This window comes from Gemmatimonadaceae bacterium, from assembly GCA_036273715.1.
GTDB lineage: Bacteria > Gemmatimonadota > Gemmatimonadetes > Gemmatimonadales > Gemmatimonadaceae > JADGGM01.
Genome location: DASUHB010000038.1, coordinates 52,220 through 65,573, shown reverse-complemented (window position 1 = coordinate 65,573; position 13,354 = coordinate 52,220). Strand labels below are relative to the sequence as shown.

At 69.1% G+C, this 13,354-nt stretch carries 11 protein-coding genes; 7 read left to right on the top strand and 4 right to left on the bottom strand.

Features of this window, described 5'->3' with window-relative positions; genetic code table 11:
* Window positions 1-11 precede the first annotated feature (11 nt).
* The 3 genes from VFW04_09405 to VFW04_09395 are packed head-to-tail and all read left to right on the top strand — an operon-like array spanning window position 12 to window position 2,480.
* Window positions 12-614, top strand: a complete 603-nt coding sequence (locus tag VFW04_09405; GenBank protein HEX5179534.1) for a sigma-70 family RNA polymerase sigma factor — start codon at window positions 12-14, stop codon at window positions 612-614.
* Window positions 595-1,281: a hypothetical protein gene (locus VFW04_09400; protein HEX5179533.1), complete on the top strand. Its 687-nt coding sequence runs from the start codon at window positions 595-597 to the stop codon at window positions 1,279-1,281. Before VFW04_09405 ends, VFW04_09400 begins: the two co-directional genes overlap by 20 nt.
* A 5-nt stretch (window positions 1,282-1,286) precedes the next feature.
* Window positions 1,287-2,480 (top strand): PDZ domain-containing protein, encoded by a 1,194-nt coding sequence (locus VFW04_09395; GenBank protein HEX5179532.1) that lies wholly within the window; start codon window positions 1,287-1,289, stop codon window positions 2,478-2,480.
* Between the two features lie 58 nt (window positions 2,481-2,538).
* Here the strand turns inward: VFW04_09395 and VFW04_09390 are convergent, their stop codons facing one another.
* Window positions 2,539-3,342 carry a matrixin family metalloprotease gene (locus VFW04_09390; GenBank protein ID HEX5179531.1) on the bottom strand — a complete coding sequence of 268 codons (804 nt, stop codon included), beginning with the start codon at window positions 3,340-3,342 and terminating at the stop codon, window positions 2,539-2,541.
* Window positions 3,343-3,656: 314 nt separating this feature from the next.
* Here VFW04_09390 and VFW04_09385 point away from each other — a divergent pair, with 314 nt between their 5' ends.
* Window positions 3,657-6,281, top strand: a complete 2,625-nt coding sequence (locus tag VFW04_09385; protein ID HEX5179530.1) for a serine/threonine-protein kinase — start codon at window positions 3,657-3,659, stop codon at window positions 6,279-6,281.
* 28 nt (window positions 6,282-6,309) lie between these two features.
* On the opposite strand, the gene VFW04_09380 is transcribed toward VFW04_09385, so the two are convergent.
* A complete protein-coding gene (locus VFW04_09380) occupies window positions 6,310-6,891 on the bottom strand; it encodes an ECF-type sigma factor (protein HEX5179529.1) in 582 nt (193 codons plus the stop codon).
* Between the two features lie 97 nt (window positions 6,892-6,988).
* Window positions 6,989-7,558 carry a methylated-DNA--[protein]-cysteine S-methyltransferase gene (locus VFW04_09375; GenBank protein ID HEX5179528.1) on the bottom strand — a complete coding sequence of 190 codons (570 nt, stop codon included), beginning with the start codon at window positions 7,556-7,558 and terminating at the stop codon, window positions 6,989-6,991.
* Window positions 7,559-7,763: 205 nt separating this feature from the next.
* On the opposite strand from VFW04_09375, the gene VFW04_09370 reads away from it, so the two are divergent.
* Complete coding sequence (locus VFW04_09370; protein HEX5179527.1) at window positions 7,764-9,224, top strand: AlkA N-terminal domain-containing protein; 1,461 nt, start codon at window positions 7,764-7,766, stop codon at window positions 9,222-9,224.
* A 19-nt stretch (window positions 9,225-9,243) separates the two neighbouring features.
* Here VFW04_09370 and VFW04_09365 read toward each other — a convergent pair whose 3' ends face one another.
* Window positions 9,244-12,486, bottom strand: a complete 3,243-nt coding sequence (locus VFW04_09365) for a hypothetical protein (GenBank protein HEX5179526.1) — start codon at window positions 12,484-12,486, stop codon at window positions 9,244-9,246.
* 159 nt (window positions 12,487-12,645) lie between these two features.
* On the opposite strand from VFW04_09365, the gene VFW04_09360 reads away from it, so the two are divergent.
* Together VFW04_09360 and VFW04_09355 are read left to right on the top strand one after the other, a co-directional pair.
* Window positions 12,646-12,936 (top strand): ribbon-helix-helix protein, CopG family, encoded by a 291-nt coding sequence (locus tag VFW04_09360; protein HEX5179525.1) that lies wholly within the window; start codon window positions 12,646-12,648, stop codon window positions 12,934-12,936.
* Window positions 12,927-13,343, top strand: coding sequence for a PIN domain-containing protein (locus tag VFW04_09355; protein ID HEX5179524.1), 417 nt, complete (start codon window positions 12,927-12,929; stop codon window positions 13,341-13,343). The genes VFW04_09360 and VFW04_09355 overlap by 10 nt, the downstream gene beginning before the upstream one ends.
* Window positions 13,344-13,354 lie beyond the last annotated feature (11 nt).

Sequence of the window (13,354 nt, the reverse complement as noted above, 5' to 3'; positions counted from 1 at the left end):
TTGACGCAACGGTGACCAATCAAGCAAACGGAATGGAAACGGATCACGCTCTCATTCGGCGCGCCGTCGGCGGCGATGAGCGAGCGCTGCGCCAGCTATGGTCGCAGTACTCGCCGCACATCGACGCGGTCGTGCGGCGCCTGGTGGGCGGCGATCCGGATCTGGCGGCCGACATCGCGCAGGACGTGTGGATCCAGATTTTTCGCGCGTTAGGCAGTTATCGGGGCGACGCGCAGTTCGGGACGTGGGCCCACCGCATCGCGGTGAACCGGACGCTGAACGCATTGCGCAAAGCCCGGCGGCTGGGGCGGTTGGAGGTCGACATCGAGGAAGACTCGTCGACCGTCGAGATGGACGGCGACCGCGCGTTCCTCGCCGCGTCCATCGAGGATGCGGCCGCCCGCCTCCCCGCCGGCGCCCGCACGGTGTTCGTGTTGCACGACGTGGAAGGCTATACGCACGAGGACATCGCCCGCGAGTTAGGCATCACGGCGGGCGCATCCAAATCGCAACTCTTCAAGGCGCGCGCGAGACTTCGCCGGCTGCTCGCGCACCTGATCGATGTCCAGACGCCGGCAACGGAACTTCGCACCCATGTTGCACCTCGATCCTGAACGGCTGGCCGCGCTGGCCGACGACCAGCCGACACACGACGAAGCGGCGCACCTCGCGGCCTGCCCGGCGTGTGCGCGCGAACAGGCGGCGTACGAGGAGCTCGTGGCCATGGCGGCACGCGAGCGGCAGACGCTCTCGCACCCGCTCACCGAATGGCGGTCCATCGCCGCGCGCCTAACGCAACCGGCGCCGCGCGGCCCCGTCGCTCCCCTCCGCAGCCGCGGCTTGCCGCGCGCCTGGATGCAGCTCGCCGCCGGCGTGATGATCGCGGCCGGCGGCTTGGCCGTCGGCCGCGCGTCGGCCGCGCGCACAACCTCGACCACGTCCGTGCCGGCAGTGGCGGAAACCGCGGATTCCACACGCGCACCGGCAAGCGTCGACGATGCCATGGCCCTCATGCGCCGCGCCGAAAGCGACTACCGGCTGGCCGCGGCGTTCGTCGTCGCGCACGATACGTCGCTCCGCGGCGAGTCCGGCATCGATCGGTATCGTCAACGCCTCGCCGCGCTCGATCGCGTGTCCGATGCCGCGCTCGCCGCCGCCAATCAAGCGCCGGCAGATCCCGTCATCAACCAATACCTCATCTCGGCTCGCACCGCGCGCGAGGTGACCCTGCAGCAGCTCAACGGATCGCTGCCCGCAGGCATGTCGTTGGCCCGCTATTGATGACCATGTCGATGCGCAGCGGTCGAACGATGCATCGCGGTGCGGTGCTGCTCGCGTCGGCGATCGCATCGGGCGCCATGGCCGTCCCGTTAGGCACCGTGGGCGCGCAGGATGCGGCGCCCGCCATCTGCCCGAGCTGCGACAGCACCAGCGATGCGCGCGCCGATCGCGAGCTCGCCCGCGCGAGCGCGGCGCTCGAGCGCGCGCACCAGGCGCTCATCGATGCGATGAAGCAGGCGATGGTCTCGCAGGATTCCAGCGGAGCCGCCGCCGAAGCGCTGGCACGCGCCAACGGAGCGCTGCGGCGCGCCCAGGAGCGCTACGAGCAGCTGACCAGTAAGCTCCTCCTCCGCCGCATGGCGCACGAAGACATCAAGATCAGCGTCGGCCAATTCCGCAATCAAACCAGCACTGGATACCTGGGCGTTACGCTGTCCACCAGCACGCCCGAAATCCAGAATGAAGGCGGCAAGACGCTCATGCGATTCGAGGAGTATCCCACCATCGAATCCGTGGATCCCGACTCTCCCGCCGAGCGCGCTGGTCTGGAGTCGGGCGACAAGCTGCTCGCGCTGAACGGCAAGGATGTGACAGCCGGCTGCGAACCGTTTTCCACACTGCTCAAGCCGGGCACACACGTGCTCCTCCGCGTCAAGCGCGGCGCTTACACCAAGCAACTGAGCGCGCTCGTCGGCAAACGGCCGGCGTCCTGGTGGACCCAGGTCTGGACCGCGCCGTCCGGCGCGCGCTTCTTCGTCGTTCCAAACGCTCCTCAGCCGCAAGCGACGCCGGCGCCGCCCGCGCCACCGGCGCGCGAATCGGACAACGACTCGACCCAGATCCAGATCGCCGTCGCGCCGTTCCCGGCGGTGTCGCCGATGCCCGAGATCTCGACGACCGTCACCCGGTTCGGGGGAGCGCTGCTCGTCGTCGCCGGCGCCGAAGTGAGGCCGGTGGGCAACCTCGCCGACTATTTCGGCGTGAGACAAGGCGTGCTGGTGCTGCGCGTCGCGTCGGGGACCGTTGCCGCTCGCTCCGGACTCGAGGACGGCGACGTGATCGTTCGCGCCGATGGCAATCCAGTGGACTCGCCGGCCGGGTTGAGCCGCGCCATGTACCGCGCATCCGATTCGCAACTCAAGCTCGACATCGTCCGCCTCAAAAAGAAACGAACGATCGTGCTCAAGTGGGACCGATGAAAAAGCGCGCGCCGGCGTGGATCGCCGGCGCGCGTTGCGTTAGGCAGATGGCCGCTGCCTACTTGCCCTGGCGAATGCTGCCCGGCGGCAGAGAGTAGAGCAGCTTCATCGTCGCACGATCGGCGTTCGACAGATCGCGCACACGGACCCGCGCCGTCATGATGTCGGTCGTGTCGCTCGTGTGGTCGAGACCGAGCAGGTGGCCGACCTCGTGGAGCGCGATGGCCTTGACACTCGAATCGTCCAGCGCCTCGCCGGCGTTGTGGTGCAACGCGAGCGTGATGTTCGCATTGACGATCCACCAGCTGCGGTCGCGTGCCCAGAGCGTCTTGCCGCTGATCGGTGAGTCGAAATGGTCGATCCAGGCCACGTGGACGTCCGCGTCGAGCGAATCGGTCACGAACTGGAAGCGAACCGGGATGCCGAGATCGCTCCACTCCTCGAACGCATCGCGCACGCGTGCCGGGAAGGAGTCGCTCCAGCCCGGGATGCCCGCGCCGCTGCCGATCCACACGCGGATGGGCTGCGAGGTGCGATCCGGCCAACGCGCCAGCGCCGAGTCGCGCTCCAGCAGAATCTCATCGATGTACGTGCCGGAGGCGCCGAGCGCCAACCGTTGGCGCACGTCGCCGAGGTCGTGGATCGCCTCGTCGCTGGAAGCCCGAGCGGGCGCAGAGGCAACGTGCGCGACCTCGGCGATGTGACGGGCGATGCCCAACCGTCCCGCTTCAGTGTGCGCTTCGACGGGAACCAGACTCACGCGCGGCTCGGGCGTCGGGTGCGAGGTCTCGGTCACCTGCGCAGCCACAAAGCCGAGCAACGGGAGAAGAATGACGAGTGGAATGAGGTCCGTACGCTTCATCGCGGTCGGGTACCGAATGCGGGGCCGGGAAGGAGGAGCCGACATTGGCTCCGCTCATCCAGCTTGACGAACGAGCAGCACGCCGGGGCACGAGCGTGCAGCACGCGCGCAGAGCAGCGTGAGGAGTCTATTGAGAGCGAATGGGCGACAACGGTGGGAGCAACATTTCGTGGCAGCAGCTAGACGCATCCCAAACATGGCGAGGATGCGTCGTACAGACAACTGGTTGCGGGCCCGTGTCACGCATCGCCGTCTGGCAGAATTGGCCGGACTCCGGTAAGCTGCAGCGGCCTTTCAGTGGCAGGACCACCAGTATGCCCGCGATGGACCGCGAGCGATGGAAGGAGCTCGAGCCGTTGCTCGACCATGCGCTCGATCTCTCCGACGCCGACCGTGACAAGTGGCTGACCGAGCTCAGCATCAGCGCTCCCGAGATCGCCAATGAATTGACGTCGCTCCTCTCCGGCGACGCGCAGGCGGAGCGCACCGGGTTCATGTCCGAGCCTGTCGCGCTCTCGCTCGAAGGTCTCGAGCTGGGCGCGTACACGCTCGTCGAACCCATCGGACATGGCGGCATGGGCTCGGTGTGGCGTGCACGCCGGACGGACGGCCGGTACGACGGCTTCGCGGCGGTCAAGCTGCTCAGCCTTGCGCGCCTGAGCCATACCGGCAGGGAGCGGTTCCGGCGGGAGGGCTCGGTGCTCGCCCGCCTAACGCATCCCGGCATCGCGCGGCTGCTCGATGCGGGCCTCAGCGCGAGCGGCCAGCCGTATCTCGTCCTCGAGTACGTCGACGGCCAGCCGATGGACGTGTACGCCCGGGAGCATGGACTCGGCATCGATGCGCGCATCCGGCTGGTGCTCGACGTCATCGCGGCCGTCGGCCACGCGCACGCGAACCTGATCGTCCATCGCGATCTCAAGCCGTCCAACATTCTCGTGACGCGCGACGGCGCCGTGAAGCTGCTCGACTTCGGCATCGCGAAGCTGCTCGACGATGGGCTGGCGGGCGCCAACACGGCGCTCACCGCCGAGGGCAGTCGTGCGTTCACGCCGGACTATGCGTCGCCGGAGCAGGTGCGCGATGGGGCCATCACCACGGCCACGGACGTCTACGCGTTAGGCGTGCTGCTCTACGTGCTCGTGGCCGGCCGGCATCCGACTGGCGAGGGATGTGCATCGGCCATGGACGAGCTGCGCGCGCTGTTCGAGGTCGAGCCGGCGCGGCTCGGCGTCGGCGATCTCGACAACGTCCTGGCGAAAGCGCTGCGCAAGAACCCGCACGAGCGCTACCAGACGGTGGCCGCGTTAGGCGACGATCTCGAGCGCCTGCTGCGGCACGAGCCGGTGAGCGCCCGCCGCGACTCGATCGCGTATCGCGCGCGCATGTTCGTCCGCCGGCATCGCGGTGCCGTCGCCAGCGCGTGTGCGGTGGCCGGGGTGCTGGTCGTGGCGACGGCGTTCTCGGTGTCGAAGATGCGGGAAGCCCAACGCGAGCGCGACGCGGCCCTCGACGCCACGCGGCGCGCGAACGCGCAGGCGGAACTCCAGAACGTGCTCGTCAGCCAGGTGGGAACCGGGCCGATCACGATGAAGGAGATTCTCGATCGCGGACGCATCGCCATCGAGCGGGAGTACGCGAGACAGCCGCGATTGCTCACGCCGATCTTGCTGCAGCTCTCGGATCAGTACGCGGACCTGAACGACAGCAAGATCCGCGGCGATCTGATCGCGCGGGCCGAGTCGCTCGCCGCCGCCATTCCCGACAGCTCGGCGCTGCTCGAGGCGCGCTGCGATGAATTCGACAATTTGCGCAGCCAGGGCAAGTACGACGTCGCACACACGCTGCTGCACCGGCTCGAGCCATCGTTCGCGCACGCCGATCCGCGTGCCGCGTCGCTCTGCCTCGAGCGAGCCGCCGCACTCAATGATGAATCCGGGCCGCACGACCTGGCCGGCCCCGAAATCAGGCGCGCGCTCGCCATCCGCGACAGCCTCGGCCTAACGAATGACCTCGTGTACGTCGGCATGCTGTCGGCATCGGCGGACTTCCTCTACGCGAACCACCAGTATGCCGACGCGCTCGCTGCGCTCCGTCGCAGCATTGCCATCATGGACAGCACGGGCCGCGGGGAGACGCTCTCGCAGGCGTCGATGCGGCACAACATGGCGGACATCCTGCTCGAGCTGGGCCAGACCGCGCAGGCGGAGCACATCCTGCACGACGTGCTCGAGCAGGTGGCGCGGAGCGATCCGTCGGGGCGCATTCCAGAGCAGCCCCTCATTCACTATGGACACGCCGCGCTGGCGGAGGGCGACGCCGATTCGGCCGCCAAGTATTTTGCCGTCCTCGCAAGCCAGGCCAAAGCCGATCACAACACGTATTGGCAGGGCCGCGCGCTGTTCGGACTTGCGCTGGCGCAACTACAGTTAGGCAAGGTGGCCGACGCCGAGCGCAGCGACGCCGCGCTCAAGGCGATCGAGGTGCACCTGACCATCCGCAGCGTGGATGACCAGCTGACCGATTCGAGAATTATCGATGCACGGCTGGCCATGCTGCGCCACGATGCGTCGGCGGCGCGCACCTTGGTTGACGACGTGCTGCGAGAGTACGGGTATTTCGACGGCAAGCGCCGGCGCGTGTACCACGCCGCGCTGGTGCTGGCCGCCGAGGCGGCGCTCGGCGCGCACCAGCCGGCGGCGGCACTGCGCTACGCACGCGATGCGCGCGATGTGTCAGCCCTCGATTCTGCGACGGTGTCGCGCAGCGCGTTCGTCGGCGAGGCGCAGCTCGTCGAAGCGAGGGCGCTGCTGGAGACGGGCGATACCACGGCCGCGCGCGGCGTGCTGGACAGCGCGGTTGCCGCGCTCCGTGCCGCCGCCGGCGACTCGCACCCGCGCACCGTGGAAGCAGCGCGGTTGCGCGCGTCCTTGCCGTAGCGCGGGCGCCGCAGCCGGCGGCGCACGCCTAACTGGACGTCGGCTCGCCGTCGCCGAGGACCGAGCGGTGGAGCAAGGCGCGCGCTTTGCGCCAATCGCGCTGGATCGTGCGATCGGACACGCCGCGCAGTGCGGCAATCTCGATGAACGAGAATCCGCAAAAGAAATGCAGGTCCACCAACTGCGCCAAGCGCGGCTCGATCGCCGCCAACTCGTCGAGCGCATCGCCGAGGTTCGCGATCTCCACGCCATCGATCGCGCCGGTCTCCGGCGGGAGGTCCGTGCCCTCGAGCGTCACTTCGAAGCGGCTGCCGCGCCTCCGCGCGCGGCGCCGGCGCGCGTAATCGATGATGAGGCCGCGCATCGCGCGCGACGCGTACGAGAGAAACCGCAGCCGGTCCGGGAACGCGAGCTGCGGACGCCCCGTCATGTTGAGGTACGCCTCGTGGAGGAGCGTCGTCGTGCCTAACGTGACCGAGGCGTTCGCGCGCCGCAGCTGGATTTCGGCCAGCCGGTGCAGCTCGTGATACAGCATCCGGAACAGCTTGTCCGATGCGACGGGATCGGCTTGATCGGCGCGCTGAATCAGCGCATCGAGCTCGGAGTCCACATGTCCTCGGCGGCGAAAGGGCGACGGTCACACGCCGTGAACGGTACACCGGCCGCGACCGTCGCGAAACGCCGTCGTCGTTCGGCGAAAAGCGTGCTCAGCGACGCGCGGAGGATTCGCGCCGCAGGAGAGCTTGCTTGCGAGCGACACCCCATCGGTACCCGGTCAGCGCACCGGTCTGCGCGACGACGCGATGACACGGGACGAGGATCGCCAGCGGATTGGCGCCGCACGCGGCACCGACCGCGCGCGCGGATTGCGGACGGCCGAGGCGCGCCGCGAGCTCGCCGTACGTGATGGTGGTGCCGGGCGGAATGGCGCGCAGCGCGCGCCAGACTTCCTGTTGGAAGGGCGTGCCGCGCATGTCGAGCGGCACACCGAGCGATCGATCCGGCGTGTCGACGAGCGCAGCGACCTCCGCGGCGAGCGCGTCGAGCGACCCGTCGGCGTCCGCGATGGTGCCTAACGGAATGCGGCGTTGCAGCTCGCGCCGCAGCGCGTCCCGGTCGTCGCCGATGAGCACGGCCACGACGCCGGCATCGCTGCGGGCGACGAGCAGGAGCCCGATCGGGGAGCTGGCGAACGCGATCCGGATCACGTCGCCGCCGTCGCGGCGCGCAATCGGTGCGCCGGTACGGCGCGAGCGAGTGCGAAGAGTAGCGGGCATGGAATCCTCTCGAAGCTAATGTCGGTGGTCACGATGCACGACCGCAATGTGCGGTGGGATTCGTAGCCATTCTGGCCATATTCGGACACCTGCCTTCCCGGCCGGTGGACCGACGCGACATTGGCGGCCGGCGACGCGGGCGCCGAGAGTCCAGGTGTCCGAAAATGGCTAGTCGAGCGCGCCTTGTCCGGGTACGTTGCACCCCATGACCCATGACACGACAGCGCTCTATCAGGCACTGGCGGCGCATGACCCGCGGTTCGACGGCGTGTTCTACGTCGGCGTGACATCCACCGGCATCTATTGTCGTCCCGTGTGCACGGCTAGGACGCCGAAGGCGGCGAATTGCCGCTTCTTCGACAGCGCCGCAGCGGCGGAGAAGGCGAATTTTCGTCCGTGTCTCCGATGCCGGCCCGAGCTGGCGCCCGGCAACGCACCGGTCGACGATGCGCATCGCATTGCGAGTCTCATTGCCCAACGGATCGACGAAGGGATGCTCGACGACGGCGCGGGGCTCGAGTCGATTGCCCGGCGCTTCGGCTGGAGCTCGAGACAGATTCGCCGCATGATGCAGCGCGAGCTGGGCGTCTCGCCGATGGAGTTGGTGCTCACGCGACGGTTGCTGCTGGCGAAGCAGCTGCTCACCGAGACGACACTGCCGATGTCCGAAGTCGCGTTCGCCAGCGGATTCGCCAGCGTCCGCCGCTTCAACGATGCGTTCAACGGCCGCTATGGCATCCCGCCGGCCCAGTTTCGTCGGGCGACGCCCGACGCGCGGAGCACGGCGACGTCGTCGGGCACGTGTTCCTTGCAGCTCGTCTATCGCGAGCCATTCGAGTGGGACGCGCTGCTGTCGTTTCTGGGCGCGCGCGCGATGCGCGGCGTGGAATGCGTGGAGGGAGGCGCGTATCTGCGCACCGTGCGTCTGGGGACGCACCGGGGATGGCTGCGCGTGACACACGCCCCGGTCCGGCGCGCGCTGATGGTCGAGCTCACGCACACGCTGACGCCCGTGCTGCCGGCCGTGTTAGGCAGGCTGCGCCATCTCTTCGATCTGAGCGCCCGGCCCGATGTGATCGCCGCGCATCTGTCGCGCGATCCGGCGCTCGCCTTGTCCGTCGCGCGCCACCCCGGACTGCGGGTGCCGGGCGCCTTCGACGGCTTCGAGCTGGCGGTGCGCGCCATCCTTGGACAGCAGATCACGGTCAGGGCGGCGACAACGATCGCGGGGCGCTTCGTGGCGGCGTTAGGCGAGCCGGTGCGCACGCCCCATGCCGGTCTCGACCGCGCCGCGCCGACCGCCGACCGCGTGGCCCAGGCCCGCGTCGAGGACCTGGCGGCGCTCGGCATCATCCGGGCGCGCGCCGGGAGCATTCTGGCGCTGGCGCGCGAGGCGGCCTCCGGACGGCTCGTGCTCGCAGCCGGCGCGCGTCCCGACGAGGTGATCTCGCGCCTCGAGGCGCTGCCCGGCGTCGGGCCCTGGACCGCACAGTACATCGCGATGCGGGCGCTGCGCTGGCCCGACGCCTTCCCGAAGGAAGACCTCGCCGCCCGCAAAGCGTTAGGCGGCGCGACGCCGGCCGCCGCCGACGTCGCGTCGCACGCGTGGCGGCCGTGGCGCAGCTACGCGCTGCTGCACCTGTGGCAGAGCTCCGCCGGCCGGTGAGGCGCGCCACAGGGAGAGCTCAACACCCGCTCCCGCCCTTGCCGCGCGCCGGCGCCGCGACGTCGGTGAGCGAATGACGGCCGAGCGCAGCGTCGACCGCCGGAAGGTCGGTGGTCGTTAGGCGCTTGGCGGCCGTCGCGACCTTCGCCAGGTCCGTGCAGGCGGACGCGACCGCCGCGAGCGACGACGGCGTCGGCGCCATGTCGCCGTTGTCCTGGCCCTCGAGCAGTTGCACGAGCGTGCCGCTCACGCGCACGTAGTCGGGCGGCGGCGTCGGGCCGCGGCCGAAGCGAAATCCACGACCCCCCGACGGATTGCCGGCCACGCTGTCGAGCTTCGCATCGAACGTCTTGACGGCGTCCGATACGTCGGACGGCGGAGACGAGCCAGCTGCTTTCTCGACATCGGCCCGCAATCCCGCGAGTGCGTGGTAGCCGGCCCACGCGCTCGCGAGGCCGTGATAGACGCGCATCATGAGATCGTTCTGCGCGCGCAACGCGGCCATCGTCGCGGGCGAGCGCGGATCGTTCCGGACCGTCGCCGTCTGGCTATAGGTGGCGCCGTCGACGGTCAGCTTGAGCGTGTAGACGCCGGGCAGCGCGAGCGGCCCTTCGGGCGACGCCGGCGTTAGGCCGGGGTTGGCGTTGATCTCGTACGTGTGCTCGAACGCGGGCGGCGGGTCGAAGCGCAGGTCCCAGTTGATGCGGTTGAGTCCCACGGCGGTCGGCATCGGCGCCGGCTTGGCGAGCCAGAAGTTAGGCTCCGGCGGATCGGACGCTTCCTTGAGCGGCGGGATCGGCGCGCTCGACAGGTGCCGCACCACCGCGCCGCTCGCATCGAGCACATCGAGCGTGATGTCGCCGCGAGGCGGCGCCGCGAGCGTGTAATAGATGATCACGCCGTCCGGCGGATTGAGCGCGTGCGGCACTTCGGGCGGAAACGGTGTGTCGGCGCCGTCGTTGCGGCGAACGCGAATCGCGTCGTCGGGCTTGAACAGATGTGCGCTCGCCGTGACGATCGCGGGCGTGATCTGCCGCAACACGGCGTAGTCGTCCAGGACCCAGATCCCGCGCCCGTACGTGCCGACGATGAGATCGGACCCGTGGAACGCGATGTCCCGATACGATGTGTTAGGCAGGTTGAGCTGCAGCGACTGCCAGTGGTCGCCATCGTCGAACGAGACGTACATGCCGCTCTCGGTGCCCGCGAACAGCAGGCCCGCGCGCTTGGGGTCGTTGCGGATCGTGTGCGCGAAGCTGCCGCTCGGCTGATCGGTCGGGAGGCCGGTGATGATCTTGGTCCAGGTTTTCCCGTAGTCGCGCGTGCGATAGAAGTACGGAGTGTCGTCGCCCGAGTTGTGCTCATCGATCGCGACGTACGCTCCGCCGGCGCTGGCATGGGAGGCGTCGATGGTCTGGATGTCCGCGTGCGCCGCGTTCGGGAGACCGGCCACCGACACGTCGGACCAGGTTTTTCCGTTGTCGCGCGTGACGCGAATGAGGCCGTTGTTGGTGCCGACCCAGATCGTGCCCGCCGCGACCGTGGACGGCGCGATGGTTTCGATGATGCCGCCGTTAGGCGGGCCGCCGCGGCCGCCGCGCGATGGCGGCTGCGGCGCCGCCGGTTCGCTGCCGTGCGGCACGCCTAAATCCGGACTGATTTTCGCCCAGTGCACGCCGCCATCGGTCGTCTCCATCAGATACTGGAAGCCCGCCAGCAGCTCGCGCTGATTCCACGGCGCCCAGACCAGCGGCTGTGTAGAGCCCGTCCGCAGCTCCAGCTTGGGATCCTGCTGCGGGCTCACATTGATCCACTGTTCGCTCGGGTACGTGACCTTCACGATGCCGTTGCCGCTCGCGTAGACGGTGTCGGGGTGCAGCGGATCCGGCACGATCGTGCCCCATTCCCACGTCGGCACCGGACTCCAGTCGAGCGGCGTGATCTCGCCCAGGTTGCCGCGGTTCCGCGTCCGCACGGCGCCGGCATCCTGCTGCGTCGCATAGATCCAGAACGGATACGAGTTGTCGATCGAGATGTGATAGACCTGCTCGGTCGATTGATTGTACCACTTGCTCCAGTTCGCGCCGCCGTCCAGCGTGACCGTCGCGCCCTGGTCGAGCCCGAGCAGGATGCGTTTTCCGTTAGTCGGGTCGATCCACATCTGCTGCGGGTCGTCGCCGCCCGGAGCGCCCTTGAAGCCCGTGAACGTGTTGCCGCCATCGGTCGAGATGTAGCTCGACGTGTTGATGGTGTAGACGATGTCGGGGTTTTGCGGGTCGACGTAGACGCCGCAATTGTAGCCACCCTGGCCGTTGCCGACGCGGTGGTCGGTCGAATCCATCTGACGCCACGTGTCGCCGCCATCGTCCGACCGATAGAGTCCGAAGTTGCCGATCAGAAAGACGCGCTCCGCATTGGTATGTGCGGCGACCGCGACCGATGTCCGTCCGTAGAGACGCGGCAGTCCGCGGCCGTCCACGGCGTGCCACGTTAGGCCTTCGTCGGTCGACTTGTAGAGCGCCGTGCCCGTGGGTCCGGACGCCGGCTCGGCGCCGCGGCGCGGGGGCGCGCCGGGCGCGTTGTAGTGGCGGTCGGTGGTCGCGAACATCACCTGCGGTTGGTCGAACGCGCTGGCCAGCTTCTCCACACCCGTCTCGTCATCGATGGAGAGGGTCCGCGTCCAGGTCGCACCGCCATCCGTGGTGCGAAAGACGCCGCGCGCGTCGCTCTTGTGGTGCAGGTCGCCCTGCGCCGCGGCGACGACGAGGTTGGGGTCGTGCGGGTCGACGATGATCGACGGGATCTGGCGCGAGTCGTCGAGTCCGACGTGGCGCCACGTCAGGCCGGCGTCGCTCGACCGATACACGCCATCGCCCTGGTTGATCGATCCGCCGGTCGGCATGTCGCCGGTGCCGGCGTAGACGATGTTGGGATCCGACGGGGCGACCATGATGGCGCCGACCGCGGCGACGCTGGTGACGGAGTCGAAGACGGGGAACCAGGTGGTGCCGGCGCTGGTGGTTTTCCAGACGCCGCCCTCCGGCAAGCCGACGTAGAACACGCCCGGTTGGCCGATCGCGCCCGTGACGGACGCGATGCGGCCGGCGCGGAATGGGCCGACGTTGCGCCAGACGAGACCGTGATAGAAGGCAGGATCGATGGGTCCGGCCGGTGCGGGCACCGGCGTGGTATGCGGAACGAAGAGGCCGAGCAGCGCGACGGAGACGGCCGGCAGCCACTGATGCGGGCGAAGCGGTGTCATGGGTGAGGTCCGAGACGCGAAAGGAAAGGAGTAGGAGCGAGTATGTACGGATGACACGCGCCGAGGCAAGCAGCCGGGCCGCCGGCGTGGACGCGGCGGCCGGACGGCCTCGCGTGGCGCGCGTAGCACAAATGCAGTACATTGTGGTACATGAGGGACATGCACCTGACGCTTCGGCTCTCGCGCGAGCTCGCCCGGGCCGTGGCCCGGTGGGCCCGGGCGCACGGCGTGCCCAAGTCGCAGGTCGTGCGCGACGCGGTCGCGGCGCACGTGGGCGTCGCGGGCGCTGGCGGCGCGGCCATCGATACCGCCCGCATCACTCCCGCGCGCTCCGCGGCTGCCCGATGGGCGTCGTTGCCGCACCTGACGTCACAGGAAGCGGGCGGGCTGGCCGGAGGGATTGCGGCGAGTCGGACGGGTCTGCCGTCGGTCGAGTCGCCGTGGGAGTAGTGCTGGACACCTCGATCATCGTCGCCGGTGAGCGCGGCACGCTCAGACTCGAAGCCATGCTCGCGTCGCTCGGCGAGGAGCCGGTCGCGATCGCCGCCATCACCGCCTCCGAGCTGCTGCATGGCGCGAATCGGGGGGCGGATGCCGGCCTGCGCGCGCGACGGGCGGCGTTTGCCGAGTCGGTGCTCGACCTCCTGCCGGTGCTGCCCTTTGGCCTAACTGAAGCACGGCGCCATGCGCAGCTGTGGGCTGACCTGCTGGCGGCGGGCGAGCTCATCGGGCCGCACGCGATGCTCGTCGCCGCCACGGCGATGGCCCATGGCTACGGCGTAGCGACGATGAGCGAGCGCGAGTTGGCGCGCGTGCCGGGGTTGCGCGTGGTGCCGACGGCGCCCTTCCGCACCTGAGTCGGCCTTCG

Coding starts and splice junctions, on each gene's coding strand:
- VFW04_09400 (HEX5179533.1), top strand. CDS start 595: ATGTTGCACCTCGATCCTGAACGGCTGGCCGCGCTGGCCGACGACCAG.
- VFW04_09360 (HEX5179525.1), top strand. CDS start 12,646: ATGCACCTGACGCTTCGGCTCTCGCGCGAGCTCGCCCGGGCCGTGGCC.
- VFW04_09385 (HEX5179530.1), top strand. CDS start 3,657: ATGCCCGCGATGGACCGCGAGCGATGGAAGGAGCTCGAGCCGTTGCTC.
- VFW04_09370 (HEX5179527.1), top strand. CDS start 7,764: ATGACCCATGACACGACAGCGCTCTATCAGGCACTGGCGGCGCATGAC.
- VFW04_09390 (HEX5179531.1), bottom strand. CDS start 3,342: ATGAAGCGTACGGACCTCATTCCACTCGTCATTCTTCTCCCGTTGCTC.
- VFW04_09365 (HEX5179526.1), bottom strand. CDS start 12,486: ATGACACCGCTTCGCCCGCATCAGTGGCTGCCGGCCGTCTCCGTCGCG.
- VFW04_09375 (HEX5179528.1), bottom strand. CDS start 7,558: ATGCCCGCTACTCTTCGCACTCGCTCGCGCCGTACCGGCGCACCGATT.
- VFW04_09395 (HEX5179532.1), top strand. CDS start 1,287: ATGTCGATGCGCAGCGGTCGAACGATGCATCGCGGTGCGGTGCTGCTC.